Source organism: Photobacterium sp. GJ3 (assembly GCF_018199995.1).
GTDB lineage: Bacteria > Pseudomonadota > Gammaproteobacteria > Enterobacterales > Vibrionaceae > Photobacterium.
In genome coordinates, this window is the sequence record NZ_CP073579.1 from 1,312,192 (window position 1) to 1,338,351 (window position 26,160).

The window sequence follows — 26,160 nt, forward strand, 5'->3', positions numbered from 1 at the left end:
GAAAATTTTCACCGTATTGATAATTGGCTCGATTCAGGGAGGCTGCATCGCAGTTAAAAAAACAACATTCATCATTCAAAGGGTTTGGAGGGTACATGAACAGTATCTTTTCTGTACTACAAAAAATCGGGCGGGCATTCATGCTACCGATTGCTGTATTACCCATGGCGGGTATTTTACTTGGGGTCGGTGGCGCATTTACCAGTGGGCCACTGATTGAAACCTACAACCTGACCTTCCTCGCGCCGGGAACTCTGGCGAACCAATTTTTGGTGCTGTGTTTCCAGGCAGGTCTGTTTGTGTTTGTCAATTTACCCTTGTTATTCGCGGTTGGTGTTGCAATTGGGATGGCAAACAATAATAAAGAAACCGCGGCACTTTCTGCAGTACTGGGCTTTTTGCTCTTCCATACCGTGATCGGAGCAGTCCTCGGTTTTCAGGGTTTCACGCCAGAGACAACCAATGTTGAAGCACTCATTGCGGCAGGTGCCAACGCCGATGAAGCGGTGGGTTTAGCCTCTTTGTATACGAAAGAGCTCGGAATCTTTACCCTACAAACAGGCGTGTTCGGGGTATCACATGTGGTCTGTTATCAGCGTTTATTACGAACCGTTTCTCGAACGTCACCTTACCTGACTACCTGGCGTTTTTTAGTGGCAACCGCCTCGTACCAGTCATGACCATGCTGTTTTTTATCCCACTAGCATTTTTGTTCCCATTCATTTGGCCACCAATTTTTAAATCTATCGTTTTTGCAGGTGAAGCCTTCTCTGCCATGGGTTACATCGGCACTTTCTTCTATGGCTCACTGATGCGCCTGCTGAACGTATTTGGTTTACACCATGCGATCTACCCATTGTTCTGGTACACCGAACTGGGCGGCCTACAAGAAGTCGCGGGGGAAATGGTTGCAGGCGGGCAGAAAATTTTCTTCGCTCAACTCGCAGACCCATCAACAGCGCATTTTAGCTCAGAAGCAACACGTACAATGACAGGCGGCTTCTTACCCATGATGTTTGGTCTGCCTGCGGCAGCCTTAGCGATGTACCACTGTGCTGATGATAAGAACAAAGCTAAAGTAAAAGGCATCCTGTTCTCGGCTGCATTGACGTCATTCCTGACAGGTATCACTGAGCCACTAGAGTTTACTTTCTTATTCGTTGCGCCAGTATTGTACGCCGTACACGCTGTGTTAGAAGGCGTGGCTTACATGCTCATGCACATGCTTGATGTCGCGGTAGGGATTACCTTCTCTCGCGGTATCATCGACTTTACTTTCTTTGGCTTGTTGCAAGGTACGGCGAAGACATCTTACCAATGGATTCTCATCCTTGGCCCACTTTACTCCGTGATTTACTACTTCGTGTTTCGCTTTATGATTCGCAAGTTTAACTTCGCAACGCCGGGTCGTAACGATGCTGAAAACAAGCTCTACACACGCAAAGATTACAACGGTAAAGAGAACGGTTTGATTGATGAAATCGTGGCGAACTTGGGTGGTCCGGAGAACATTGCGTCGATTGATGCCTGTATCACTCGCCTTCGTATCTCAGTGATAAACAGTGCGCTGCCTGCGAGCGATGAGGTCTGGAAAACACTCCATGCAAAAGGCGTGATTCGCTCAGGAAATGGGATTCAGTTGATTTACGGCACGCAGGCTGAAATCTACAAGAATCAGATCATAGAGAAGTATCAGTTATAACAAATGATGGAGACAAGAACCCAGCGAACGCTGGGTTCTTGTTGTTTCAATTTACGTTATACTCCCAGCGTCAGTTAGGGAATCAAGAGCACTATGAACGCACAACCTCAAGTTAATCTACTCTCTCGCCTCCGCTACGGCATGGAAGGTTACAGCCCTAAGTTAAAGACGGTGGCTGATTTTATTGTCTCGCATGCTGATAGTGCCCAGTACCTCACCATTACTGAACTCGCAAGAGATACCATGACCAGTGAAGCGACAGTGATCCGCTTGTGTCGAGATTTAGGTTTTAAAGGTTACTCTGATTTTCGAATGGCACTGGCGATCGAGATTAGCCAGCCGAAATCGACCAAAACCAGCGATGTACCAAAAGAGGACGGTGACCGGATTGATGAAGCAACCCAAAGTGCGATGACAAGTTTGCAAGATACGGGTGCGTTAATTGACCGTAAACAGATTGATCGAATTTGCCAGCTGATTCATCAAGCGGAAAACATCCATTGCGTTGGTGTGGGAGCCTCAAGCATCGTCGGTCGCTATTTATCGTTCCGCTTAACCCGAATTGGTAAACGCTCCACCATGTTTGAGGACACACATATTGCAGCCATGCGAGCAATCAAATCTAAACCGAGTGATTTATGGTTTGCGATTTCCAGCTCAGGCTCCACAAAAGATGTTGTCTATGCAGCGAGCAGAGCAAAGAAACAACAATCGCCCGTGGTGAGCTTAACGAACATTCGCCATAGCCCACTATCGGTCACCTCTGATGAAGTGTTAGTTGCAGCCAGACCTGAAGGGCCTTTAACTGGTGGTGCATTTGCATCCAAAGTGAGCGCTTTGTTACTCGTGGATATTCTGATTAATCAGCTCGTTGCCGAATATGAAGAATATGCTGAATCCGTCAAAGAGACTGCCGAAGTAACCATGGCGTTCATGGTTTAGCATTCGCTTTGGTGTGCGGCAAAAAGAATGCGGTGTAACCTGTTGCCTGATCTCGCCTGAACAACCACTCATATCAAACACACCGCAATGAAATTACAGACTAATATTGATCAATCAGTGCTTTAATGGCTGGATCAATGCCCGCAATGATATCCATTGCTTCACGGACAGATTTTCCTCCGGGTGCGGCTGCATCCGGGTCGGCACCATACTCTAAGAGAACTTTCACCACATTGAACTCAAAAGGATGACTGTCAAATGCCATATCTAAGGCATTCTGGGAGTCTATCCCCCGGTGTTCAAGAGTCTCTTTTGCACCGTTGTCCAGCAAGAGCCGCATTGCCGGGACATTTCTTTGCCGCACGGCATAAATCAGCGGTGTATAGCCATAGCTATCAATTGCATTGACGTCCAATCCTTGAGCAATGAGAAATTGGATTGATTCAGGTGGGGATTTATCTCCTAATCCAATCAAAACTTGGTGCAGATACGTCCATTGATCATCATTTGTTATATGGTGTATATCATCACCTTGGGAAATAAGTTGCTTTGCTTTCGCAATATCGCCTTCATCTAATGCTTCAAAAAGTTCGAAACTCATTGGCTATTCCTTTTTCTCAAAAATTTCTTCATATCGCTTTTAATAATGTTCAGCCCATCCGTTCCCGGCTTTTCATTCCTGTGACTCAAATTTGGACCTTCTTCTTCGATCTGGAAGTAATCCGGACGGGAATTCACAAAATCATTCAGCTCTGCCTGAGTCATCCCCAGTTCCTCAGCAGCACGCAGGATACGGCGGTTTTCTACACCGAATTTATGCCCATAGTGCCAGTTTTTAAAGGCACTTTTTCATCAAGTTGATACTGACTTCAATCTGCCACTTGGGTACGGAACTATTGTGACACTCAAAATCAAGAAGAAAGGTAAAATAGGAAAAGATAGCAGGCCACATTGAGGCAATCACAGATATGCCCAAGTGGCCTTTGCAGACAAGTTATTCAAGTTTGAAGCAAGGCAACCCTTGTTCAGCGTACCAGCGTTTGAGTTCTGCGATCACTGCTTCAGGTGACTCTTCAATACCTACCAATGATGGATGTGTCAACAACGCACTTCCCTCTGGATGGGTTATTTCACTGTTAAAATAGTAAACAACATCCTCGAGAAGCGCATCATCTCGGTCATCAGAGTAAACCGTTTTCAGTACGGTTAGAAATTCGAGTTCTTTGTAATCATTAAGTTTTCTCATCATTCAAGCCATTTTTCATATGGATAGTTCATCGAAGAAAAGATCAGGTTTTCAATTTCTTATGCTTATCCATTCGATTGAACCTTGCCAACATGATGAAGCATTTCAAAATGCATGACGGTGCGGATAAATCTTAGGCCAAGAGTGATGCAATACAATGGGAGCTCGAGCAGGATAATCTTCACTATCTTTTTCTGAGTTATCATTCCTAATTCACAGACATGGTCATCTAATGTCTCCTCTTGCCACAAAAGAAAACCGCTCAACATTACATCGTGCCACATGAAGCGTATTTGTATGTTTTGCGGTTTTTTTAGATTTTTGATTGATTTACGTTGGTGATGTTGCGGTTATTGTTTCAATTTACCTTCGCCATCTTGCGTGACGCTGACGGAAATTGACTCTCCAGTATAAAAGTCTTCTCTTGACATCATCTTCCCAGTAGATATTAACTCATTCTCCATAACATCCCAGCATTCACCAGTTGTCAAAATATCTACGGCATACCAAAAAATACCATCATCATCTTCAGCAAAGCCTAATATAGCGCCATCGAAGCCATTGATTTCAGATAATTCAGGTCTTTTCGAGCTTACTTTCACCACTTCATAGTAATCAAATTTTGATGTCATCACGGTGTCCTGTTGTGGTGTACGCAAAAAAATGTGTTGCGACCTGTTGCTCACTCTCGCCTGAACAACTGCTCAACATCACATCGTGCCACATGAAGCGGACTTGAATGTTTTGCGGTTTGCGGTAGTTTTTCGACTGTTTTGTTATGGGCTGTAACTGACTGATCTTTAAAGCCGGGTAAACCTTGCGACCTTCGCCATTTTTGGACTATCTCTGTAATCGCTTCAGGCGTAGCGTCTGCTGGATTCTCGGGATAATAGATCAAATCTGAACCATATGGATGTTGGGATATACCCTCAAAATGATCCACTAATTTGTCCAGCTCCGCTTCGGAGCTGGTATCTGCTCGGTAAATAATATTAAGCATTTCGACAAATTCTGACCTGTTATAGTCAGTGAAAGTATTTTTATCAAAAGTCTTCAATATCTGCATTATCCAAGTTGAAGCTTTTTAGCACATGTAAGACATTATCACTAACAACTAAGCGAAAATCATCAGCAAGGCCAAAATCATCTCTGCCAGATTGACCTGTTATTTTTAACCAAACAAAATTTGGAAGGTTAATTCCAGGTTGTAATTCTTCAAATTCATCTGAAATTGATATCATAACGCTATCAATAGTGAATCCGCTGAATTTGTTAGTAGTTAATGCATCAGCCAAAGGGCGGGTGACGACAAAACAAGGAAAGGATTCTAGAATAGAATCGCCTAACCAAGATTCAAATCGATACTCGAGTAGATTGACTACTGGAGGGTGCATGCTATTGTCCATAACCGTAGTAGGACCTAGCTCACCAGCCACTTCAGGTTCGATATAAAAGAAATTCATTTTTTATCCTATTCTTTTTTGTCAAGTGGAGGATTAAATTGCTCGCCAAACATATTATCAATTTTTTCAGCTTGGGTAAGTAAATCTTCTTTACTTGGTGCTGGATGAGCCCTATAAAAGCGGTTCCATTCTTTTCGAATTTTACTTAAATGGATGCTAGAATTTTTTTCTTTCGGTATCCCGCGTAAATTATCCAATGAGTGTAACTCTGAATCAGTTACTAAATCAGGGTAACGCTTTTGTACTTGTTGCTCGACAGCGTGATGGACTACCACTTTTCCCTTGGTATCAGGATAGGCGTCAAAAAAAGTCTTTTTATAGTTTTTACTGTCAGACTCACCAAACTTAGCTTTGCTGAACACCAGATAAATCGGCGGGATCCCCGAATCCAGCGGGATTGGGGCTGTGGGAAAGTTTACCCAATCAAACAATTCCCGCCAGATGGCGGGAATTCAGCATACGTTTATTTTCAAATCAATACTTAGCAATCAGTGCGTTAATGGCTGGATCAATGCCCGCAATGATATCCATTGCTTCACGGACAGATTTTCCTCCGGGTGCGGCTGCATCCGGGTCGGCACCATACTCTAAGAGAACTTTCACCACATTGAACTCAAAAGGATGACTGTCAAATGCCATATCTAAGGCATTCTGGGAGTCTATCCCCCGGTGTTCAAGAGTCTCTTTTGCACCGTTGTCCAGCAAGAGCCGCATTGCCGGGACATTTCTTTGCCGCACGGCATAAATCAGCGGTGTATAGCCATAGCTATCAATTGCATTGACGTCCAATCCTTTATCAATAAGATACTTGATAGATTCACTTGGGCTTAGTCTATCAACACTTGTACTTGTTAAGACTTTATGAAGATAAGTCCATCTATCATTTTCTGTAACATGATGAACATTCACACCCTGATTCAGTAAATTTTCTGCACTTTCTAATTGCCCACGTTTTATTGCCTGAAAGAATTTAAATTCAGGACTGTCGATATATCTCATCTTATTTCCTGTCCTCTAAAAACGATACCATATCATCTAAAATTTCATCAATTTCATCGACCCCCGGCTTTTCATTCCTGTGGCTCAAATTTGGACCTTCTTCTTCGATCTGGAAATAATCCGGGCGGGAATTCACAAAATCATTCAGCTCTGCCTGTGTCATATCCAGCTCTTCGGCTGCACGTAAGATCGTCGGTTTTCTATTCTAAGTCTGTGTCTGAAATGCCAGCTTCAATACAATCTTTCTTCTCATCAATTTTGATGAAGTCAATAAGATATATAAACCAGTATATGAAAATACTGGTTTATTTTGATAAACTTTCAGTAACACAGAAAAACCTTAATGAACATTTCTAATGTGTTGTTTGGTAATGTATACATTTAACCTTATCTGAACCAATATGGTAAACCACTTGGAAATATTTTCTCTCAGATATTAAAAACTTATCCCAAGAACCAACCCGCCCTAAAACAGGCACAACTTTTTCTGGCATAGATTCGGATGGAGAGCCAATTAGATCATATATTTCTTTTCGACAACTTATACCAGTCAATCCGCACTCGAAATATTCCGGATTATACGCAACAATCAGCTTTAGCTTATTATCATTCCTCGTAAACTGGAATTCCAAACCACGATTAAATAACTCTATATAAAACTCATCATTATAGCCATCAATTTTAGAAGGAACATTACCCCCAATTAAGGATGTAAAGCTCGAATCTTTGATCAGCTCTTCATAAGTTTTTCCTAAAAAATCGAAGTAATTATTCATCATCAATACCAACCATTTCGTTTGTTTATGATATGTAATTCGTTACGGGCTTGCTCAAGCTCTTCTTTTGAGTAACCTTGTTCAGATAGACAAGTTTTGATTGTATATGAATAATATCTAGCCCATCCTTAGCGCTTCTCGGAGAAAGTCCGCCATATATGCCCACTTCAAGAATTTTAACTCTGTTGTCAGATTTCTTGAAAACAATATAAATCGGCGGGATCCCCGAATCCAGCGGGATTGGGGCTGTGGGAAAGTTTACCCAATCAAACAATTCCCGCCAGATGGCGGGAATTCAGCATACGTTTATTTTCAAATCAATACTTAGCAATCAGTGCGTTAATGGCTGGATCAATGCCCGCAATGATATCCATTGCTTCACGGACAGATTTTCCTCCGGGTGCGGCTGCATCCGGGTCGGCACCATACTCTAAGAGAACTTTCACCACATTGAACTCAAAAGGATGACTGTCAAATGCCATATCTAAGGCATTCTGGGAGTCTATCCCCCGGTGTTCAAGAGTCTCTTTTGCACCGTTGTCCAGCAAGAGCCGCATTGCCGGGACATTTCTTTGCCGCACGGCATAAATCAGCGGTGTATAGCCATAGCTATCAATTGCATTGACGTCCAATCCTTTATCAATAAGATACTTGATAGATTCACTTGGGCTTAGTCTATCAACACTTGTACTTGTTAAGACTTTATGAAGATAAGTCCATCTATCATTTTCTGTAACATGATGAACATTCACACCCTGATTCAGTAAATTTTCTGCACTTTCTAATTGCCCACGTTTTATTGCCTGAAAGAATTTAAATTCAGGACTGTCGATATATCTCATCTTATTTCCTGTCCTCTAAAAACGATACCATATCATCTAAAATTTCATCAATTTCATCGACCCCCGGCTTTTCATTCCTGTGGCTCAAATTTGGACCTTCTTCTTCGATCTGGAAATAATCCGGGCGGGAATTCACAAAATCATTCAGCTCTGCCTGTGTCATATCCAGCTCTTCGGCTGCACGTAAGATCGTCGGTTTTCTATTCTAAGTCTGTGTCTGAAATGCCAGCTTCAATACAATCTTTCTTCTCATCAATTTTGATGAAGTCAATAAGATATATAAACCAGTATATGAAAATACTGGTTTATTTTGATAAACTTTCAGTAACACAGAAAAACCTTAATGAACATTTCTAATGTGTTGTTTGGTAATGTATACATTTAACCTTATCTGAACCAATATGATAAACCACTTGGAAATATTTTTTCTCAGATATTAAAAACTTATCCCAAGAACCAACCCGCCCTAAAACAGGCACAACTTTTTCTGGCATAGATTCGGATGGGAAGCCAATTAGATCATATATTTCTTTTCGACGACTTATACCAGTCAATCCGCATTCGAAATATTCCGGATTATACGCAATAATTAAATTTAGCTTATTATCATTACTCGAAAATTGAAACTCCAAACCACGGTTAAATAACTCTATATAAAAATCATCATTATAGCCATCAATTTTAGAAGGAACATTACCCCCAATTAAGGATGTAAAGCTCGAATCTTTGATCAGCTCTTCATAAGTTTTCCCTAAAAAATCGAAGTAATTATTCATCATCAATACCAACCATTTCGTTTGTTTATGGTATGTAATTCCTTACGGGCTTGCTCAAGCTCTTCTTTTGAGTAACCTTGTTCAGATAGACAAGTTTTGAGGGCATCAAAATTTGAGTTTACAGCTTGCTCTAAATTATCGGCATCTTCAATCTGTTTTTTTGCTTGGTTACGTCCACCGTAGGTTTCACTACATTTTTTATGAATTTCATTAGGGATGGCAACAGCTGCTGCACTTTTAACAATTTCTGTTTTCTCTTCTTTAGACAGAGAGCGACCTACAAGCTTCTCTGCTGCTCGAATCAAAGCTGCTTTTGATGGTATATGATCAATATCTAGTCCATCCTTAGCGCTCCTCGGAGAAAGTTCGCCATATGTGCCCACTTCAAGAATTTTAACTCTATTGACAGCTTTCTTGATAACAGTATAAATCGGCGGGATCCCCGAATCCAGCGGGAACACCAGCACAGCGTCGCTCCAGTGCGTTTCTGCATCGGCCGGGTAGGTTTCCACGGTTGGAAACCACTCATCCGCAATGGGTGTGGTGCGAATATCTTCCGGTTCGTAGCCATCCTCGTGCCCCGGCGTGAGCTGCCATTCGGGAGCCCCGGTGGCTGTCGGGAGCCAGGTCATTCGTGGCCCCTCTTTCCCCAAAGCCACAGAGAAACTTTGATTGTCTTCGTGAAAATCCACCTGAAACACCGGGATACGGGCAAAGTTCATGTGCCATGCATGAACAGTCGGGTACTGCTCACCCGGTGCCGGGTCGGTCAGGCTGATGCGGATCCGGCTTTGCACACTTTCCAGATTGCGTAATTCTTCCTCGGTGTACTGTGTATCGTCATGGTGCCAGACTCTATGGGGCATCATGAAGACATTGCCGATGACCCCGATCCCATTGAACAGATAGAGTTCGTAATTATCCAATGCATTGTCGAGTTTTCCAAATAATCGGGTCAGTCCAATTGCGGCATTTCTATTGGCTTTCTCTACCGCGCCAACGTTTCTTCCCGTCCCTTTCCCTGAGTCCACACCCGGTGGTGGTGCGGGCGGAGGCATGAGTAATGTCGCGGCATGCGCACTCCCCATGATTTGAAATGTCCAACTGAAATTGGAGAGCGATTCGGGCTCAGAGCCTGCATCTGTACTGCCTTCGGGAACATTGCACGACTTGGCAAACACCGGTGTGACGATCGATTTCACGCGAACGACCGGAATATCATGCGCCAGATGTGCTTCACGGAGCGGATGGATCGTCGTGTCTTCAAGGCATTGGCTGTCATAGGGGTAATAGCTGTTTAATGCCTGATTAAAATCTTTTGGCTGCTCTGGCGGCCGCTCTCGAACGGGTTTGGGCGCATCAGGGGCATCCGGTGACTGTACCGTTAACTGATCTCCGACACTCAGTGCTAGCGGATCTGCTTCATAAAGCGAATTGAAATCCAGCAGTTCACGGGCGGTCAAACCATATTGCTGAGCGATCTCATCCCAAGTTTCCCGTTCCCCTGTCGCCGGATCCCGCTGGACGGTATGAGTTTGGCGGGTGGACGCCGCAACTTGTTCGTTAGCGACCGCGGTTCGCTCAAGGACAGGTTGTTGAATGGCATCCAACAATGCATCGAGGTCGATTTTCACACCGTGCTGTAACAACCAGTCTTCACTGAAATGATCCAGATCCTGACGGGTGATCCGCTCTCGAAGGTAAATCAGGTACTGATCCGTCATCAAGGTCCCGGCCCGTTTCCAGGGCAGCAAAATCGCACTCAGGTGCCCCTGATAAAAATCGTCACTGAGCTGGTCATGGGTAGAATGTGTGGCACGGAATGCCCAACGCCTGTCACCGAGGAGTTGATATTCCTGCATCAGCTTTCCATCACAGAAGTGGTAGAAATAACCATGGCTGGGATGCCCTAACAGCCCTTCAATTTCTACGGCGGGCATGACGGCCATGAATGCTTCCTGCACGACCCCGGAATCCGCAGGATGAACGCTCACAGGTTCAGGCGGAGTCACGCCCAGCGATTCACAGGCTCGGGCCGCATACAGACGTTTGGGTTCATTGATCACGACGGTCGTAGTCAATCGGAAACCCTGTTCAACGGGCTTTTCCTGCCAGTTCATGAGCCTGCCTTCTTCCTGAGTCTTACCGAGAAAGAACGCGCAATTGTTGTGCTTGTGCAGCGACTGCATGGCGCAGGACAGCTCGAAGCAATATTCAAATTCTGCCACCGGAGCCGGATCTTCCCGTACCGGCGGTGGCGGGGGCAGGATGGTGCATTCCTCCAACGGCTGAAAGGCCGCATTGGGATATCTTCTGTTTACCGAATCGTCATCAATACTCACAGTGCCCCTGAACAAAATGTCTACATATCAAACACATTGCGCGGATTTTACCACCCAAAGGGGGTTGCGGTGTGACGGTTTTTGAGGGGTGTTTTTCAGTGAAACTGACGGGCGAGACTGTGAATTGTCAGGTTGGGGGCGTCAAAATAACAGTCATTCGTTCTGGTGTACTGGCCAAAAGAATGCGGTCTAACCTGTTGCCTGAGCTCGCCAGATCAGCAACCCGTACGAAATACACCGCAACCCAGTTGCAAGTGAATATTGGGCAAACAGTGCCTTCATTACGTCATCACATTGATCCTGTGCGAAAATTTCACACCCGGCTTCGCCATGATGGCGGTGCAGGGATAAAGTAACAAACCATCCACACCGTCATTGATGAGCTTTTTCTATGCGCAGCCACCGTCTTACATACAAATTTCTGGCCATCAGCCTCTTCCTTTGTTCGGGGCAGGCATGGGCAGATTGCACCACAGAAGCACTCAACGAGATTCGGGGGGAAGCCCTTGCAGCCTACAAAAATCAGCAAACTGATCGGGCGGCGCAGATCCTGAATCAGTTTTATCAGGAAGGTTGCGATCTGTATGAGATGCGTCAGGCTTCCGATACCGTCTTCAATCAGGGGTTATGGCTCATCAGCGATCTGATGTTCTATCGCCAAAAACAGGGGGATCAACTGGAATGCCTGTCTCTGGGGAATCAGGTTTATACGCAATGGATGGCCAGTACACCCGAGCGACATGAGCCGAAAGTCGAAAAAGCCCTTCAGACCAATCTCAGGCAGTGTCAGAAATCTCTGGATCAACAGTATGCAAAGCCCGAAACATGTCCGGTCAAAGGCTTTGAAAACATGCTCGCGTTTCCGAAAGCGTGGCAAGCGCAGGACCCGATCTACTTTGAATTGCGGTGTATGCGATTTGCTGAAAATACGAAAAACCTGATCGGGGGTCAGCGGGATTCCGAGCAGTTCAGAAGCGAAGGACTCAATGATGTTCCTTCGTTCGATGTGCTCTATGTCAGCAATGTGACAACCACCAACAGCGAGCTCAGCCGCTTAGATGCCATTATTGATGAGCCCATCATCGAAGAGGAATGGGTCAATCATTACGCCCTGGATAAACTCTACCTGAAAGACGACGACAATAAGATGTGGCAAACCGGCCATTGCTACAGTTTTGATCTCAGGTTTGGCAACAAAGCTGGTCAGCTGTATCTCGATGGCAGCTCCTCGCCTTGCATTGGTGGAAGCGGCGCCTCCCTCAACCAACTCATCGGTCACATCCGATTCCCTTTCTCGGTGGATATTCTGGATAACAAGACCGATGTGGTGAAGTAGTTGCGGCGGCCGTTTTCATTGGTTGCCTTGTTATACCAATCAAAGTCAGTCCGTGATCAAACACTTGAACCAGCTGGGATGACCCGTGATTGACTGCGATTGGTATCATGCCCCTTTAAATGCGGCCTGTCTCAAAGGCAGGCTGAGGCTCCCGGACCAAGTTGTTCATCCATTTTTTCGACTGAATCCGCTGCGACGTCAGACCAATTTTCACCACCTCTTCGAGCAAAATTGCGGCCATCACCCAATCCAGAGACCAGCCCAGTACCAGCCCGGTATAGTAAGCCAACGGGATCCCTATCAGCCATTGGGCCGACAGGTCGATAAAAATGGTGTAGTTGATATCTCCACCGCTTTTCAGAACACCGCCGATACCAACCATATTGAAGACTTTCAGAACCATTCCGAACGCCATCACCAGACAAACATGAACGGCCAGCGTACTGTTTTCCAGCGGGCTCAGGCGCATCAGCTGTGTCAAAAGTGGCTGCGCCAGCCAGCATCCGATGGCAATCAGCAATGCCACACCACAGCTGATGAGCACATACCCCCAGGCCGTCTGTTCAGCGCGCTGATAATTCTCGGCACCGAGTTCATGACCGAGGATAATCGACGCCCCAACGGCTGCCCCCAGAAAGGCCGACATCAGCACACTTTCAACCGGCGCTAACAAGGCAATCATTGCCAGTTCACTCACCCCGAGCTGACCCACAAGAATGTTGTAGACCACAATCCCTGCGGCCCAGCCGGTATCGTGAATCATCATCGGCATCGCAATCTTCAGATAACGCTTCAGGTGCGATTTTTGCCAGGCTTGCATCCAGTGCGTCCGGTTCGGAAACAATGCACGATGGCTGCGCAACGCCAGATAAAAAAGGATCAGGGTTTGTACCAGCCGGGAGATCGCCGTGCCTAATCCCGCCCCGAGAACCCCCATTTCCGGAAAGCCGAACAGGCCGAAGATCAGCAAAGCATTCAGCACAATATTGACAATCACGGCCACGATGCTGGCATAGGTTGGCAACCTGGCGTGACCCGAAGCACGCAACACAGCTTCAAGCGGGACAACGATGGCCGTCAGCAGAAAACTGGGGCCAGTGACCCACAGATAATCCGCAGCCATGTGAACATAGTCTGGCTCCGACGCCACCCAGCCGACAATGGTCGCTGGCATCAGCCCATACAGGGCAATAAATGGCAGTACCGAGAGAACACACATCAGCCATGATTGGGCCAGCGTGCGCTTGACGCCATCCAGATTCCCCGCACCAACATATTGCGAAGCGAGTATGTTTACCGCGCCACTGATACCGGCAATCATCAGCAAATTGAAGAAGAAAATCCGGTTTCCAACGCCCACGGCAGCCGTCGCCTGCTCCCCGAGCTGGCTGACCATAAAAATGTCGATCACGCCTAATAACGAAAACAGCATCGCCTGCAAAGAAATAGGCAAGCCAATGTGAATCAGTTTCTGCCAAAACGCGCGATCAAGATGACGAGATGCCAGCTGCATCACAAATCTCCTTCTGTGGGAATCAGCACAGTTTAATCCCAGTCCTCGTTTCCGGTATTCTGCTCCCCCATCCAAAACTTTTGCCAAACTATCCAGATGCAGGACAAACAGGAACATTATCTGATTTCAGATAAAACGCAGCAGGAGTTGATTGATCACACCAAAGTTCTGTTGATGGAAGAACACGGCATCGTTCAATGTGGCCTCGCCAACTGCCGTGAACAATTTTCAGTGTTCCGGAAGCAGCCGCAGCAACATATGCTGCTCTGCACGGTGCAGGGCAAAGGCTGGCTCGATAGCCAAGGGAGCCGGTGGATACTGGAACCGGGGTCGGTCATGATCGTGCCTGCCGGTACAGAGAACGCTTTTGGCATTGAAGAAGATGGCTGGCAACTCGCCTGGCTGTTTCTGGATCCTTCAATCCAGTGGCCTGTGCTGGATACTCAGTCGATTACGTACGCCTTCACGCCCGCGGCGGATGTGATGTACGCCGTCATTCAAACCTTGCTGAGAAGTCTGGCGTTGCCGATTGATTTGAGTGGTGCCGTCATGGCGCATGCCATACAGCAAATCATTCTGATGCTGCACAACACACAAGCCACGAACCTGCCCCACCAGCACCTCAGACTCAAGCGGGTTTTTGACCGCGCCCAGCGGCAACTGCACAAAGCGTGGGATGTGAAGCAACTGGCAGCCTTGTATCCCTGCTCAGAACCTCATCTGCACCGGCTTTGTCAGCAATATCTCGGCCGCAGTCCGATGGCACAACTCACCCGCATGCGGATGGAATATGCTGGCCGGTTACTGCGTTCCTCACAATGGTCTGTTCAGCAAATCGGAGAAATCGTCGGATATCCCACTCCGGCGAATTTCAGCACGCGTTTCAAAGCCTGGTCTGGCGTCACACCCAGAGCATTCAGGCAACAACACAGTCGTTCAGACGGGTAACTCACATCAATTAAAAAAGGAACAAAAATGCGCGATTCATTGCGTCAGAAAATTATTCAGGTCTGCCAGAAGAAGATCAGTCAGAAAGGCGACAACGTCGGGGTGTCGTTTTATGCGTTTTTCGCCAACAAGAACGATGACCCAGCATGCCTGATGGAGGCTGCAACCTGGTGGATTCAGACCCATCAGCTCGATCACTTTGAAAAAGCGAAAAAAATCATGGAAATGGTCGAGGCTGGCCGTTAAGCGATCTTTTGCCATTAAGAAGCCCCCGGAGACCGGGGGCAAATGTCACTTAATTTCAGACCGCAGAGATACACTGAAGCCGCTTATACCAATCGCAGTCAATCATTGGTCATCCTAGTTTGTTAAAATGCTCAATAACTGCGTTAGGTTTTTTGATTGTAGAATCACGACTTATCTAAAAAATCCGCCTTGTTCTCAAACATTTTTCCTACGCTATTTCTGATCACTGACTGACTTTGATTGGTATTAATGATTGGCAGCAGCCTCTGCCGCAGGTTTACTTTGCGACTTTACGAAGTAAATACAGCCCGCCAGGAACAGCAGTGGCAGAACCGGATCAAACAGGCTGCCGTTGCTGCCGAAAATCAGGTTCAGAATCATCACCAGCGAACCGCCCACCGACCATGCGATCGTGGTCGGCACCGTCCAGATCACCAGTTGCTTGCGAACTTCAGTCACACCCATCAGACGGTTCACGATGTGGAACAGACTGTCATTGAAGTAACCGGCAAACAGGCTGCCCATGGTCGCTGCCGAAGCCGCAAAGAGCATATTGATGCCTTCCATCTCTGCAAGCACCGGCGCTGAAATCGAGGCTGCCGTAATCATGGACACCGTTCCGCTGCCCTGAATCACGCGCACCAGCGTGGCAATAATGAACGGGATCATGATGGGTGAAATCGACAGCGCCGCAATCTGATTCGCGATCTCAGTGCCTGCACCGGATTCACGCAACACACTGCCCAGAGCACCACCCGCACCAGTCACCAGCAGAATAATGCCTGAGGTTGAAATCCCCTCTTCCAGTTTGCGGGTCGTGGTTTCTTTATCCAGATAAGGGGTCAGGGTGTACACCGCCATCAGGGTACTGATCGACAATGCAATGACCGGATGGCCGACAAAGTTGATCACCTGGCCGATCATGCTTTCAGACAGCCCCTCAAAGCCCAGTTGCTTCTCCATCAGGCTGGCCAGTGATTTCACCAGAATCAGCAGGATGGGCACCGCAATCGGCATGACTGATTTCGTCAGAGATGGCAGATCTTTCGACGCTTTTGAAGCCATATACTCATCGTGGACTTGCTTGAGATCGTCGGCATCTTTTGGCAGCGACACAGGCGTCGCATACTCAGGAAAGTGTTTCTCCAGCCAGCGGGCATACATCACGATGCCGTAAATTGAAGGCAGCGCGATCACCAGTCCCAAGCCCAGCATCGAGGCAATATCGACACCAAAAATGCTCGCGACACCCAGCGGACCCGGCGTCGGCGGGATACAGTGGTGCGCCACCACCAAGCCACCCGCCAGTGCGACCGTCAGTGTCAGAATGGAACGACCAGAGGTTTTCGACAGTGACTTCGCAATCGGGAACAGGATAATCAGCGCACTATCCACGAAGACCGGAATACTGACGATATAACCGGTAATCGCAAGCGCCATTTCTTCCTTTTTCTTGCCCAGCCATTTGATGAAATGGTACGCGATAGACTCACCCGCGCCGGAGGTCTCCAGAATAGCCCCCATCATCACACCCAGACCGATCACAATGCCGATCCCGCCCAGCGTGCCTCCAAAGCCTTGACTGATGGCAGACATGGTTTCATCCACACTCAGCCCACCAATCAGGCCCGCAATACAGGCCGCGGCCAGCATCGCAATCAGCACATGAACCCGGGTTCTCAGCACCAGAAAAATTAAAACAAAAACAGCAATGATTAAGCCAATCACAGAAATAGGTAACATTAGCAAGCCTCCTCTTCACAAACCGGATACTTGGCCAGATAGCCTTCAAGTACCGTGCGGAAATCCTTATCCGCCTGAAATCCCAATGACAGTTCTGCAGCATTGTTGAACGCTTTCGGCCAACTGCTGACGATGCTGGACACGGCTTCGTCTGTCTCGAAGCTGACGCGCTGGGCAAACTTCTCGCCTGCGATATGCGTCATTGCCGTGATCATCTCCGCTGGCGTCACCTGAATACCAGGCAGATTCAGCGTTCGGTAACCCTGAATCTGATCCGCAGGCAACTGGCTGGCGTGAATGATATTTTCAATCACGGTTTCCGGGCTGGAAATCCACAGCGGCAGCGACGGATCGACCGGGCAGTTCGAACGCTCTCCTTTCAGCGGTTCACGGATGATACCGCTGACAAAAGAAGACGCGGCTTTGTTTGGCGTGCCAGGACGGATACAGATCGTCGGCAAACGCACGGTGAGCGCGTCGACGAAACCTTTGCGGCCATAATCATTGACCAGCAACTCACCAACCGCTTTCTGCGTCCCGTAAGATGAGCTCGGCTGTGTCGCCGTCATCGGCTCGATCAGCGCTGGCAGCTCACCACCAAACACAGCCAGAGAACTGGAAAAGACAAACCGGATGGATGGATTCACCTGACGGCATCGCTCCAGCAGTAACTGCGTGGCGAGCAGATTCACTTTCATCCCAAGGTCAAAGTCTTCTTCCGCATGGCTGGAAACAATTGCAGCCAGGTGGAAAACATGGGTCGTCCGGGCGTCAATCAGACGATCCATCTCCGCCGGATTGGTTATATCTGCAACCACAGCCGTCACCCGGCTGTCGTACGGGCTCAGGTCTGGTTCAACCCGATCCACAATGCGGATCTGCGCTATCTCTTTGTAGCGGTGCAGTAATGCGTGGGTCAGCATGGCTCCGAGAAAGCCCGCCCCACCGGTAATTGTTATATTCATGAGGGTCATCCTTACTCTTCTATCTTTCTTACGTCTCTTGTCGAAAGTGTTGTCTTATAATTTCCGTTCACAGATAGGGGGTCACCCAGCTCAGGCCTTCTTGTGTGCCTTGTTGTGGGTTGTATTCACAGCCTATCCAGCCCTGATAGCCCGACTTGTCCAAGACTTCAAACAGGTAGGGATAATTGATTTCACCGCCAAAAGGTTCATGACGCGCCGGGACAGAGGCAATCTGTACATGCCCGATATGATCAGCCAGATCCTGAATCAGGACCGTCAGATCCCCGTCCATGATCTGGGCATGGTACGCATCAAACTGAAGCTTAACGTTTGGGCGATCGATCGCCTGAATCAGCGTGACGGCGTCACGTTGATGGGCAACAAAGTACTCCGGCACATCCCGGCTGTTCAGCGGTTCGATCATCACGCTGATCCCATGCGCCGCAAAACGATCCGCTGCATAGCGCAGGTTCCGGATAAAGGTTTCACGATGCGCTTCAAGACTGAACGCTGGATTCACAATCCCCGCCATGGCGTGCACTTTTTTACACTGCAGGGCCTGCGCGTAATGCAGTGCGGTTTCTACACTTTGCTCGAATTCAACCACCCGGTCCGGCAGGGCGGCAATGCCCCGCTCACCGCCAGCCCAGTCGCCCGGCGGCATGTTGAACAAAGCCTGCTCGAGCTGATGGAACTGCAGCTGCTCTGCCAGCTGATCCGCTTCATAGTCATAAGGAAACAGATATTCCACAGCCTGAAATCCAGCCTGTCGGGCTTGTTCAAACCGCGCCAGAAACGGCACTTCCGTAAACAGCATCGTGAGGTTTGCAGCAAACTTCGCCATTACTTGCCTCTCCCTTTCAAATCACTGACTTCTGCATCGGTGAGATACCGGATCGCTTTGCCATCCAGCATCAATGCCAGCTTGGCGGTTTCTTCCAGCTCTTCTGCATTATCGACGGCATCACACAAATCGGTGCCGGTCACGACAGGCCCGTGGTTAGCGAGCAGAAAGGCACGGTAATCCGCAGCCCGGTTCGCCAGTTCGATGGCAATCTGCGGATCCCCCGGTCGCAGGTAAGGAATCACGGGTAACTGTCCGACACGCATCACGTAGTAAGGCGTGAATGGCCGGATTGCATTCTCCGGGTCCAGCCCTTCCAGACAGGACAGCGCCGTCAGATAAGTAGAATGCAGATGCACAATGGCATTGCAGGCTGAATTATTCCGGTAAATCGCCAGATGAAAGGCAATTTCTTTCGATGGGCGATCGCCAGACACATGGTTTCCCTCAATATCCACCACCGACAGGCGTTCAGCCACCAGACGACCGAACGATGAACCCGTGGGTGTGGCCAGGAAATTACCGTCCGGCAGTTTCAGTGACAGATTCCCGGCACCGCCGGTGGCATAGCCTCGCTCAAACATGGAGCGTGCAAGCGTCACCATCTCTTCTCTTAACGCTTGTTCAGTCATGAAAATATCCTTGTGCCTTCTGAAAAAATGATTTGTCCCCGAAATTGCCTGATTTGAGTGCCAGTGACAGATCCTGATCGATCGCTTTCACCCAGGGCACACCCGGTGCGATTTGCGGACCAATATGGAAACCCTTCACCCCAAGACTTTGCGTGACGACACCGGAGGTTTCGCCGCCTGCCACAATGAAATTGCGAACACCGTGCTCACGCAACGCGTGGGCAAGCTGACTGAAAAACTGTTCGACCGCACGGCTGGATGCCTGTGCGCCAAACTCCGCCTGAATGGCTTTGAGTAATTCCGGATTGGCCGTGGCATACACCAGAGGTGCGTACTCACTGTCGAGGTTGGCCAGCACCCATTCACACACCGTCTGGCTGTAGTGGCTGTCGGTCAGACAGGCGTTCACATCCAGTGCAAAATGCGGTGCAATCGCCAGATAATGGCCGACTTGCTGGTTCGTCATCACAGAGCAGGAACCGGACAATACGACCGTCTTTCCTGCCTGTGGCCGTCCGGCAGACAAGGCCTGCGCTGTCGCTTTGTCTGCGGCACTCACCCAATGCCGGGCAATGCCGGCTGCCAGCCCTGAACCGCCGGTCACCAGTTTCAGATCTTTGCACGCCGCGCCAATGGTCTGTAAATGCTGATCACTGAGTGTATCGACCACGGCATAACGGATGCCCTGGCGTTGCAGTTCCCGGAATGCTGCTTCGACGGCCGCTGACCCTTGATCGAGCACGGCATAATTCACCAGCCCGCTCTTGCCGTTTGACTGCGCATCCATCAGACGCATCAGATTGGCATCGGTCATTGGCGTCACCGGGTGGTGACGCATCCCGGATTCACTCAGCAACTCGCCGTTCACGAACAAATGTCCATGGCACACGGTTCTGCCGTTCACCGGCAAAGCCGGACAAATGACGGTAAAGCTTGTCCCCAGTTCTGCCATCAGTGCATCAGTCACCGGACCAATATTGCCTTGTGCGGTACTGTCAAAGGTCGAACAGTATTTGAAATAGAACTGCTGACACCCTGCCGCCTGCAACCAGCGCAACGCTGCCACAGAATCCGCAACGGCTTCTTCGGCCGGACACGACCGGGATTTGAGGCTGATCACCACAGCATCCGCATCCATCGTCAGCGTCTGCGTCGGTACACCATTGAGCTGAATGGTTTTCATGCCGTTTTCAACCAGAAATCCGGCAATATCTGTTGCCCCGGTAAAATCGTCGGCAATCACTCCAAGTAACATGATTTAAGCTCCTTTCTTGCTCGGGTCTTTTTCAGGCAATTCGATCCCTGAAAAAATCTTAATCACCGCGCTGTCATCTTCCTGCCCGTGGCCGGCATTGCTGGCTTCGGTAAACATGGTGAGCGCCGTGCTGGCCAGTGGCAGTGGAAAGTTCATGGCTTTGGCACTGTCTGCGACCAGGCCCAGATCTTTCACAAAAATATCCACCATGGACGTTGGGGTGTAATCGCCATCCACGACATGTTTCATGCGGTTTTCAAACATCCATGAATTCCCTGCGGCATGTGTGACCACGTCATACATCAGATCCAGCGGGATCTCTGCTCTGGCTGCCATCGCCATCGCTTCCGCACCGACCGCGATGTGGACGCCAGCTAACAACTGATGAATAATTTTGACCGTGGACCCTTTTCCGATGTCTGGACCCACGTTGTACACACGGGCCGCGACAGCATTCAGCACAGGATCCAAGCGTTCAAAGACAGACGCAGCACCGGAAGCCATTACCGTCAGCTCGCCTGACGCCGCTTTGGCTGCGCCACCGGAAATCGGGGCATCCAGCATCGGTAAATCAAATTGCGCCAGCGCCTGTTCAATCGCTTTCGCATCCTGTGCAGAAATGGTGGCACACACCATCACTGGCGTTCCCGGTTTCAAAGCTGCCGCCAGACCCGATTCAAACAACACGGCCTGAACCTGACGGGCATTCACCACCAGCAAAATCACGGCATCCAGTTGATCTGCGAAATCTGTACACTGCGCTGAAGTGCCTTTTGCGCCCGCCTCCGCCAGGGTCTGACGGGCGGCATCATTCAAATCAACACCGTAAACGTCTAGCCCGGCACGGAGGCACGACTTGGCGACACCCATTCCCATGGAGCCCAGTCCAATCACTGCAACGGCCTGCATTTCACGCATGGTACTCACCTTAATGTTATATTTTGTGAATTAATGTTCATGTTTGTGATTCTAGTGATAGAACTGTCATCGTTCTGTCACCTACGTCACAAAATTTAACATAGATAGACTGGCATGACGTGTAAAAAACAAGCGAAATTCACAGGAAAGCACACTTTATCTTGTTTATTCAGCTAGATACGATTCACATAACATCACATCGGACATAACATTTTTTCACAAAACAAGTAGAGAGCATGGTAAACTGCTCTTGTCGGTATTCTTCAGTGTGAGCGAAAAAACCATATGATTCCTGCAGAGCGTCAACGGGCCATTCTGGCTATCCTGAGCAATCACCAAGTCATCAGTATTCATGAGCTGACCGAACAGCTGGATGTGTCGCATATGACAGTTCGGCGGGATATTGCCAAACTGGAAGCTGATGGGCGGGTCATGTCTGTTTCAGGGGGGGTGCAATTATCGGAATCCATTCATCTTGAGCTGCCTCACGATGACAAAATGGCCCATCAGCATGATGAAAAGGTCAAAATTGGGCAGCATGCGGCCACACTGATCCGGCCTCACAGCACGATCTACCTTGATGCTGGCACAACGATTCTGGAAATTGCGCATCAGCTGGCACAACGGGACGACCTCACGGTGATCACCAATGACTTTGCGATTGCTGCTTTTCTGATCGCACATTCTGACTGTGCGCTCTACCATACGGGCGGAAAAGTGGATCGGCAGAATCAATCCTGCGTGGGAGATAAAGCCGCATCATTGCTGCGGGAGATGAATATTGATCTGGCTTTTATTTCGACATCGTCATGGAATCAACGCGGCATTTCAACGCCGAACGAAGACAAAGTTATGGTCAAGCGGGCCATCATCAACGCCGCCAAGACCAATTATCTGGTCACCGACGCATCCAAATATGGCAAAGTCGCCACCTTTCACGCACTGGATATTGAAAGTTTCGATAAGATCATTACAGACCGCAACCTGCCTGCGAGCAGTCTGCATGACTTTGAGGAAAAAGGGATTCAGGTTGACGTGGTCTGAGCCTGCGCGTTCTGGCCTCATACCAATCAAAGTCAGTCAGTGATCAGACATAGCATTTGAACAAGCTAGGATGACCAATGATTGACTGCGATTGGTATCAGAGCCCCTCAATGTCTTCCTTCACCTGATACCCTTTGTCGGTGATAATTTTCTCCAGCACAGACACGCGAGCTTTCAGCTCGGCCATTTCTTCTCGCAATGCCTCGGCTTCCCGGCTCGCCAGTCTGTCCTTTTCCTGCTGCTTCGCCTGAAGACGAAGATACTGCTGCACAATCAGTGCGCCAAAAATAATGGCAATGATCCAGACAGCCGTCATGTTTCCCCCTGCTCGCTCATCCGGTCCGTGTGGTCGGTTCAGAGCCAACACCACATTCACCCGGCGTCATCCCAAATTTCCGTTTAAAAGCGGTGATAAAGTTCGACGGATGATTGTAACGGCAAAAATATGCGGCTTCACATACCGACAAATTTTCCTGCCGCATCAGTTCCCGCGCTTTTTCCAGCCGCCGGTTGCGGACATAATCCAAAACCGTAAACCCCAATTCCTGCTTAAATCGCCGTTGCAACACACTGACGCTCATCGCTGTGGCAGTCGCAACCTCTTGTAAGCGTATATCATGGTGCAAGTTCGATTCGAGATAAGCCACCACCCCCGACAATGAATCTGGCACCCGAAGTAAAGACTGGGCTTCACACCCAAAAGTTTCAGGCGCACAGGCGGCCAGTTGCCGGCAAAGATCCAGCATAATTAACTGAGCGCGTGATTCCAGCATCAATTCACGTACCCAAGGATCCGCGATGGTTTCGGCAACCAGCATTTCTTCGCACCAGGCCAATTGTTGCGAATCCGGCTCCCAGCACCAGGTCGCAAGATGGGTTTGGAGATATTGCCGAACCGATTCAGGCAACTGAAGGTGACTTTTTTCAAACCATTCCGGACGCAACAGCAGATTCACTTTTCTGATTTTTGTCTGGCTGGTTTCAATGTGTCTTCTGAAGGCACACTCCCGGGCCAGATTGACAGCCATCGCCTTCGCGCCTTTCGAGGCATCCAGCAGATGATCCTGACCGTCATAACCAAAACCAATACAACCGGACAGCAACAGCGTCACACAAACACACGGACCCGCTTTTGCCAGCACATCGGCTTGAGCAATCTCGTAAAAAGTACCGGCCTGTACAATCAGACCATTGCGGAACTGACTGTAGTGAAATGTACCTTCCAGCAAAGTTTCATTCTGTTGCCGGTTATCAGAAGATACGCGATCCCCCTGGCCACCATTTTGTATCAGCTTCGCCATTACGACACGTTTCGTCCGGTGTGGCGCACTTTCCTTTGCCTGTTTCCTCTGCCCGATCAATTTCAATGCCCATCCCCGGTGATTTTTACGAATAACAGTTAGACGATTTCGCATAACTGTCTGGCCTTCTCAGCGAACCGGAATCAAAATATCATGAATACGAATCAATATCATTCATAACAATAAGACACAGACAACACGGATTTCTTTTCAGGTAGGATTAAGCTCACATGTTCAATCATCACACTTTCAATGTGTCGCCCTTGCGACGTTCCGCCCTTTCGCTTGCCATTGCTTCAACACTGACCCTGCCATTCACCGTTCACGCTGAGGAAGAAAAACAACACCTTGACGAGATGGTGGTCTGGGGAGCAAAAGTTTCCAGCTCATCGGAATTTATGACCGATGAAGACATTTCCGTCCGTCAGGCGGACCATCTGTCGGATCTGCTGCGGGATATTCCGGGCGTTGATGTCGGTGGCACCCACTCCGTGAATCAGCGGATCAACATTCGCGGCATCGGTGAAACGGATCTGGACATTCGTCTGGATGGTGCGTCCCAGTATGCCAACATGTTCCACCACATCGGTAACCTGACGCTGAACCCGGATATTATCAAAGCCGTGGATGTGCAGGTGGGTGCGAACTCCGTTCTGAACGGGGGACTGGGCGGTTCTGTGATGTTTGAAACCAAATCCGCAAAAGATCTGCTGCGTCCGGGTGAACAGTACGGCATCCGCCTGTTTGCCGGGTATGGCAGCAATGACTTCACTCAGGGGTCGGTCTCCCTGTACGGTCAGCTCACCGACGCACTGGATGCGCTGCTCTATGCCTACCAGATTGATCGCAACAATTTTAAAGACGGCAATGGTGATGAAACACTGGGCTACGAAGGCACCGTAGATGACATCATGCTGAAACTCGGCTGGGAGCCAGCAGCCAACCAGCGTTTGCAATTCACCTATGACCGGTACCGGGATGAAGGCGATTACAATCCACGACCGGACATGTCGACCACGGCCAACAATGGCCTGACACAAGACCAGCTGGCACCGACCAATTATGATCGCGACACATTCAGCGCCCGATATCATCTGAATCAGGGCGATGCGCTGGACCTCTCTGTGACTGTTTATCAAAACCGAATCAAACTGACCCGGGATGAGTCTGCGCTCACACCCTGGCCGCCGAACCGTCAAAGTGTCAACACCGCTGAAAACATCAATACAGGTACCACGATTCTGGCAGTCTCTGAAGTGAACCTCGGCGGCATGGCGCACACCCTGAGTTATGGCGGTGAAGGCAACATTCAGGACAGTAAGAACAAATATGGCAGCCAGCCGGGCAATGAAGAAACCCTGACCAGCTGGGCGCTGTACCTGGAAGATAAGATTCAGGTCACCGATGCGTTCAGGGTGACGCCCGGCGTGCGCTTTGACACCGTGGATCGGGATGCGGTAACCAGCGATCAAACCTTTGATGACATCAGTTGGGCGCTGGCTGCCGATTATGACGTGACCGACAACCTGACACTCTTCGCCAGCACGCGGTCACTGTTTAAAGCGCCGCCATTGCTGGAAACCTTCATCAACTATCAGGATATTGCCTATCTGGCTGACGATATCAAAGCCCAAACGGGTCAGAACACACAAGGGGGCTTCCGCTGGCAGTACAATCAGGGACTGAGCAGTTATGGTTCGACGATCACTGTCTTCAAAACACAGCTGGATGATTATCTGGCCAGTGAATACAGTGCCGGCCAATACGTCTTCTTTAACAATGGTGATGCCGAAATCGAAGGATTTGAAGCCAGTTTCTTCTATGGCTACGATGCATTGACAGCGAAGCTGTCTTATTCGAAATCTGACAATGAAAACACCACCAACCATGCGCCGATTCTTGCGGCAAATGGCCGCAGCAGCGATGTCGGCGACAGCATTGGCCTGACGCTGGATTACAGCCTGTACGATTTCGACCTGTACCTGGGTTACCGCGGGCAGTTTGTGCTGGAAGAGGATAACGTCCTGCCAGGCACACCCGTCAAAGACAGCTATGATGTGCACAATATTTACGCGCAGTGGGCGCCGCGTCAGATCGATGGTTTCGTCCTGACATTCGGCGTAGATAACCTGCTTGATGAGGCTTATGTCTCGCACGCATCCCGTTCCGGCACAGCACGTGGGCTCGATACAGCAGATCTGGAGCCGGGCCGTAACATCAAGCTATCGGCATCCTACCAATTCTGATTGGCAACTGAAGAAACATCCCAAAATTATTCACTGCCAAATATCGACCAAGCCGCCTGAGTGAAGGGCGGTTTTTTTATT

General features: G+C 48.8%; 29 protein-coding genes and 1 pseudogene. 7 read left to right on the forward strand and 23 right to left on the reverse strand.

Translation table 11 applies throughout. The features are described from left to right. The first annotated feature begins 95 nt into the window (after positions 1-95). A pseudogene (locus tag KDD30_RS22650) lies at positions 96-1,702 on the forward strand (PTS transporter subunit EIIC). A 93-nt stretch (positions 1,703-1,795) separates the two neighbouring features. Then, on the forward strand, positions 1,796-2,644 hold the full coding sequence (locus KDD30_RS22655) for a MurR/RpiR family transcriptional regulator (protein ID WP_211650830.1): 849 nt from the start codon (positions 1,796-1,798) through the stop codon (positions 2,642-2,644). A gap of 100 nt (positions 2,645-2,744) precedes the next feature. Here the strand turns inward: KDD30_RS22655 and KDD30_RS22660 are convergent, their stop codons facing one another. From KDD30_RS22660 to KDD30_RS22725, 14 genes are all read right to left on the reverse strand, one after another. Next, positions 2,745-3,245 carry an ankyrin repeat domain-containing protein gene (locus KDD30_RS22660; RefSeq protein WP_211650831.1) on the reverse strand — a complete coding sequence of 167 codons (501 nt, stop codon included), beginning with the start codon at positions 3,243-3,245 and terminating at the stop codon, positions 2,745-2,747. Beyond that, entirely contained in the window at positions 3,242-3,436 is a 195-nt protein-coding gene (locus KDD30_RS22665; protein WP_211651941.1) for a hypothetical protein, read from the reverse strand. The genes KDD30_RS22660 and KDD30_RS22665 overlap by 4 nt, the downstream gene beginning before the upstream one ends. Before the next feature lie 202 nt (positions 3,437-3,638). Then, entirely contained in the window at positions 3,639-3,893 is a 255-nt protein-coding gene (locus tag KDD30_RS22670; protein ID WP_211650832.1) for a bacteriocin immunity protein, read from the reverse strand. 347 nt (positions 3,894-4,240) lie between these two features. Further along, positions 4,241-4,522, reverse strand: coding sequence for an Imm31 family immunity protein (gene imm31, locus KDD30_RS22675; protein ID WP_211650833.1), 282 nt, complete (start codon positions 4,520-4,522; stop codon positions 4,241-4,243). Between the two features lie 50 nt (positions 4,523-4,572). Continuing rightward, positions 4,573-4,947, reverse strand: coding sequence for a bacteriocin immunity protein (locus KDD30_RS22680; RefSeq protein ID WP_249199370.1), 375 nt, complete (start codon positions 4,945-4,947; stop codon positions 4,573-4,575). Beyond that, positions 4,934-5,353, reverse strand: coding sequence for a hypothetical protein (locus KDD30_RS22685; RefSeq protein WP_211650835.1), 420 nt, complete (start codon positions 5,351-5,353; stop codon positions 4,934-4,936). Before KDD30_RS22685 ends, KDD30_RS22680 begins: the two co-directional genes overlap by 14 nt. Before the next feature lie 8 nt (positions 5,354-5,361). Continuing rightward, positions 5,362-5,784: a hypothetical protein gene (locus KDD30_RS22690; protein WP_211650836.1), complete on the reverse strand. Its 423-nt coding sequence runs from the start codon at positions 5,782-5,784 to the stop codon at positions 5,362-5,364. A gap of 43 nt (positions 5,785-5,827) precedes the next feature. Further along, positions 5,828-6,352, reverse strand: a complete 525-nt coding sequence (locus KDD30_RS22695; RefSeq protein ID WP_211650837.1) for an ankyrin repeat domain-containing protein — start codon at positions 6,350-6,352, stop codon at positions 5,828-5,830. Between the two features lies 1 nt (position 6,353). After that, positions 6,354-6,515, reverse strand: coding sequence for a hypothetical protein (locus KDD30_RS22700; protein ID WP_211650838.1), 162 nt, complete (start codon positions 6,513-6,515; stop codon positions 6,354-6,356). Between the two features lie 190 nt (positions 6,516-6,705). Next, positions 6,706-7,131 (reverse strand): hypothetical protein, encoded by a 426-nt coding sequence (locus KDD30_RS22705; RefSeq protein WP_211650839.1) that lies wholly within the window; start codon positions 7,129-7,131, stop codon positions 6,706-6,708. Positions 7,132-7,445: 314 nt separating this feature from the next. Then, positions 7,446-7,970 (reverse strand): ankyrin repeat domain-containing protein, encoded by a 525-nt coding sequence (locus KDD30_RS22710; RefSeq protein WP_211650837.1) that lies wholly within the window; start codon positions 7,968-7,970, stop codon positions 7,446-7,448. Between the two features lies 1 nt (position 7,971). Then, positions 7,972-8,133, reverse strand: coding sequence for a hypothetical protein (locus KDD30_RS22715; protein WP_211650838.1), 162 nt, complete (start codon positions 8,131-8,133; stop codon positions 7,972-7,974). 190 nt (positions 8,134-8,323) lie between these two features. Beyond that, positions 8,324-8,749 (reverse strand): hypothetical protein, encoded by a 426-nt coding sequence (locus tag KDD30_RS22720; protein ID WP_211650840.1) that lies wholly within the window; start codon positions 8,747-8,749, stop codon positions 8,324-8,326. Next, a complete protein-coding gene (locus KDD30_RS22725) occupies positions 8,749-11,088 on the reverse strand; it encodes an S-type pyocin domain-containing protein (RefSeq protein ID WP_211650841.1) in 2,340 nt (779 codons plus the stop codon). Before KDD30_RS22725 ends, KDD30_RS22720 begins: the two co-directional genes overlap by 1 nt. 391 nt (positions 11,089-11,479) lie before the next feature. Between KDD30_RS22725 and KDD30_RS22730 the strand changes: the two genes are divergently transcribed. Further along, complete coding sequence (locus tag KDD30_RS22730; RefSeq protein ID WP_211650842.1) at positions 11,480-12,424, forward strand: hypothetical protein; 945 nt, start codon at positions 11,480-11,482, stop codon at positions 12,422-12,424. A 115-nt stretch (positions 12,425-12,539) separates the two neighbouring features. Here the strand turns inward: KDD30_RS22730 and KDD30_RS22735 are convergent, their stop codons facing one another. Next, positions 12,540-13,937, reverse strand: coding sequence for an MATE family efflux transporter (locus KDD30_RS22735; protein ID WP_211650843.1), 1,398 nt, complete (start codon positions 13,935-13,937; stop codon positions 12,540-12,542). A gap of 96 nt (positions 13,938-14,033) precedes the next feature. On the opposite strand from KDD30_RS22735, the gene KDD30_RS22740 reads away from it, so the two are divergent. Next, on the forward strand, positions 14,034-14,885 hold the full coding sequence (locus KDD30_RS22740) for an AraC family transcriptional regulator (protein ID WP_211650844.1): 852 nt from the start codon (positions 14,034-14,036) through the stop codon (positions 14,883-14,885). 27 nt (positions 14,886-14,912) lie between these two features. After that, the gene (locus tag KDD30_RS22745; RefSeq protein WP_211650845.1) at positions 14,913-15,131 is read left to right on the forward strand and encodes a DUF6500 family protein; all 219 of its coding nucleotides are present in this window, start codon (positions 14,913-14,915) and stop codon (positions 15,129-15,131) included. A 246-nt stretch (positions 15,132-15,377) separates the two neighbouring features. On the opposite strand, the gene KDD30_RS22750 is transcribed toward KDD30_RS22745, so the two are convergent. The 6 genes from KDD30_RS22750 to ltnD all read right to left on the reverse strand — a co-directional run bounded on the left by KDD30_RS22750 (position 15,378) and on the right by ltnD (position 21,488). Then, on the reverse strand, positions 15,378-16,874 hold the full coding sequence (locus tag KDD30_RS22750; protein ID WP_211650846.1) for a GntP family permease: 1,497 nt from the start codon (positions 16,872-16,874) through the stop codon (positions 15,378-15,380). Continuing rightward, positions 16,874-17,839: a D-erythronate dehydrogenase gene (denD, locus tag KDD30_RS22755; RefSeq protein ID WP_211650847.1), complete on the reverse strand. Its 966-nt coding sequence runs from the start codon at positions 17,837-17,839 to the stop codon at positions 16,874-16,876. Before denD ends, KDD30_RS22750 begins: the two co-directional genes overlap by 1 nt. A 67-nt stretch (positions 17,840-17,906) precedes the next feature. After that, positions 17,907-18,683 carry a 2-oxo-tetronate isomerase gene (gene otnI, locus KDD30_RS22760; protein ID WP_211650848.1) on the reverse strand — a complete coding sequence of 259 codons (777 nt, stop codon included), beginning with the start codon at positions 18,681-18,683 and terminating at the stop codon, positions 17,907-17,909. After that, a complete protein-coding gene (locus KDD30_RS22765; RefSeq protein WP_211650849.1) occupies positions 18,683-19,315 on the reverse strand; it encodes an aldolase in 633 nt (210 codons plus the stop codon). The genes otnI and KDD30_RS22765 overlap by 1 nt, the downstream gene beginning before the upstream one ends. Then, positions 19,308-20,570: a 3-oxo-tetronate kinase gene (otnK, locus tag KDD30_RS22770; RefSeq protein WP_211650850.1), complete on the reverse strand. Its 1,263-nt coding sequence runs from the start codon at positions 20,568-20,570 to the stop codon at positions 19,308-19,310. The genes KDD30_RS22765 and otnK overlap by 8 nt, the downstream gene beginning before the upstream one ends. A gap of 3 nt (positions 20,571-20,573) precedes the next feature. Next, the gene (ltnD, locus tag KDD30_RS22775; protein ID WP_211650851.1) at positions 20,574-21,488 is read right to left on the reverse strand and encodes an L-threonate dehydrogenase; all 915 of its coding nucleotides are present in this window, start codon (positions 21,486-21,488) and stop codon (positions 20,574-20,576) included. Between the two features lie 285 nt (positions 21,489-21,773). Between ltnD and KDD30_RS22780 the strand changes: the two genes are divergently transcribed. Continuing rightward, a complete protein-coding gene (locus KDD30_RS22780) occupies positions 21,774-22,532 on the forward strand; it encodes a DeoR/GlpR family DNA-binding transcription regulator (protein ID WP_211650852.1) in 759 nt (252 codons plus the stop codon). A 97-nt stretch (positions 22,533-22,629) separates the two neighbouring features. Here the strand turns inward: KDD30_RS22780 and KDD30_RS22785 are convergent, their stop codons facing one another. Further along, positions 22,630-22,848, reverse strand: coding sequence for a hypothetical protein (locus KDD30_RS22785; protein WP_211650853.1), 219 nt, complete (start codon positions 22,846-22,848; stop codon positions 22,630-22,632). A gap of 16 nt (positions 22,849-22,864) precedes the next feature. After that, the gene (locus KDD30_RS22790; RefSeq protein ID WP_211650854.1) at positions 22,865-23,833 is read right to left on the reverse strand and encodes an AraC family transcriptional regulator; all 969 of its coding nucleotides are present in this window, start codon (positions 23,831-23,833) and stop codon (positions 22,865-22,867) included. A 254-nt stretch (positions 23,834-24,087) separates the two neighbouring features. Here KDD30_RS22790 and KDD30_RS22795 point away from each other — a divergent pair, with 254 nt between their 5' ends. After that, positions 24,088-26,079 (forward strand): TonB-dependent receptor domain-containing protein, encoded by a 1,992-nt coding sequence (locus KDD30_RS22795; RefSeq protein WP_211651942.1) that lies wholly within the window; start codon positions 24,088-24,090, stop codon positions 26,077-26,079. The last annotated feature ends 81 nt before the right edge of the window (positions 26,080-26,160 follow it).

Bases quoted from the DNA above. Each gene is read 5' to 3' on its own strand.
- denD (WP_211650847.1), bottom strand. From the start codon at position 17,839: ATGAATATAACAATTACCGGTGGGGCGGGCTTTCTCGGAGCCATGCTG.
- KDD30_RS22740 (WP_211650844.1), top strand. From the start codon at position 14,034: ATGCAGGACAAACAGGAACATTATCTGATTTCAGATAAAACGCAGCAG.
- KDD30_RS22765 (WP_211650849.1), bottom strand. From the start codon at position 19,315: ATGACTGAACAAGCGTTAAGAGAAGAGATGGTGACGCTTGCACGCTCC.
- KDD30_RS22655 (WP_211650830.1), top strand. From the start codon at position 1,796: ATGAACGCACAACCTCAAGTTAATCTACTCTCTCGCCTCCGCTACGGC.
- KDD30_RS22670 (WP_211650832.1), bottom strand. From the start codon at position 3,893: ATGATGAGAAAACTTAATGATTACAAAGAACTCGAATTTCTAACCGTA.
- otnK (WP_211650850.1), bottom strand. From the start codon at position 20,570: ATGTTACTTGGAGTGATTGCCGACGATTTTACCGGGGCAACAGATATT.
- KDD30_RS22685 (WP_211650835.1), bottom strand. From the start codon at position 5,353: ATGAATTTCTTTTATATCGAACCTGAAGTGGCTGGTGAGCTAGGTCCT.
- KDD30_RS22705 (WP_211650839.1), bottom strand. From the start codon at position 7,131: ATGATGAATAATTACTTCGATTTTTTAGGAAAAACTTATGAAGAGCTG.
- KDD30_RS22785 (WP_211650853.1), bottom strand. From the start codon at position 22,848: ATGACGGCTGTCTGGATCATTGCCATTATTTTTGGCGCACTGATTGTG.
- KDD30_RS22780 (WP_211650852.1), top strand. From the start codon at position 21,774: ATGATTCCTGCAGAGCGTCAACGGGCCATTCTGGCTATCCTGAGCAAT.
- KDD30_RS22730 (WP_211650842.1), top strand. From the start codon at position 11,480: ATGCGCAGCCACCGTCTTACATACAAATTTCTGGCCATCAGCCTCTTC.
- otnI (WP_211650848.1), bottom strand. From the start codon at position 18,683: ATGGCGAAGTTTGCTGCAAACCTCACGATGCTGTTTACGGAAGTGCCG.
- imm31 (WP_211650833.1), bottom strand. From the start codon at position 4,522: ATGACATCAAAATTTGATTACTATGAAGTGGTGAAAGTAAGCTCGAAA.
- KDD30_RS22700 (WP_211650838.1), bottom strand. From the start codon at position 6,515: ATGACACAGGCAGAGCTGAATGATTTTGTGAATTCCCGCCCGGATTAT.
- KDD30_RS22735 (WP_211650843.1), bottom strand. From the start codon at position 13,937: ATGCAGCTGGCATCTCGTCATCTTGATCGCGCGTTTTGGCAGAAACTG.
- KDD30_RS22660 (WP_211650831.1), bottom strand. From the start codon at position 3,245: ATGAGTTTCGAACTTTTTGAAGCATTAGATGAAGGCGATATTGCGAAA.
- KDD30_RS22695 (WP_211650837.1), bottom strand. From the start codon at position 6,352: ATGAGATATATCGACAGTCCTGAATTTAAATTCTTTCAGGCAATAAAA.
- KDD30_RS22745 (WP_211650845.1), top strand. From the start codon at position 14,913: ATGCGCGATTCATTGCGTCAGAAAATTATTCAGGTCTGCCAGAAGAAG.
- KDD30_RS22790 (WP_211650854.1), bottom strand. From the start codon at position 23,833: ATGGCGAAGCTGATACAAAATGGTGGCCAGGGGGATCGCGTATCTTCT.
- KDD30_RS22710 (WP_211650837.1), bottom strand. From the start codon at position 7,970: ATGAGATATATCGACAGTCCTGAATTTAAATTCTTTCAGGCAATAAAA.
- KDD30_RS22750 (WP_211650846.1), bottom strand. From the start codon at position 16,874: ATGTTACCTATTTCTGTGATTGGCTTAATCATTGCTGTTTTTGTTTTA.
- ltnD (WP_211650851.1), bottom strand. From the start codon at position 21,488: ATGCGTGAAATGCAGGCCGTTGCAGTGATTGGACTGGGCTCCATGGGA.
- KDD30_RS22720 (WP_211650840.1), bottom strand. From the start codon at position 8,749: ATGATGAATAATTACTTCGATTTTTTAGGGAAAACTTATGAAGAGCTG.
- KDD30_RS22715 (WP_211650838.1), bottom strand. From the start codon at position 8,133: ATGACACAGGCAGAGCTGAATGATTTTGTGAATTCCCGCCCGGATTAT.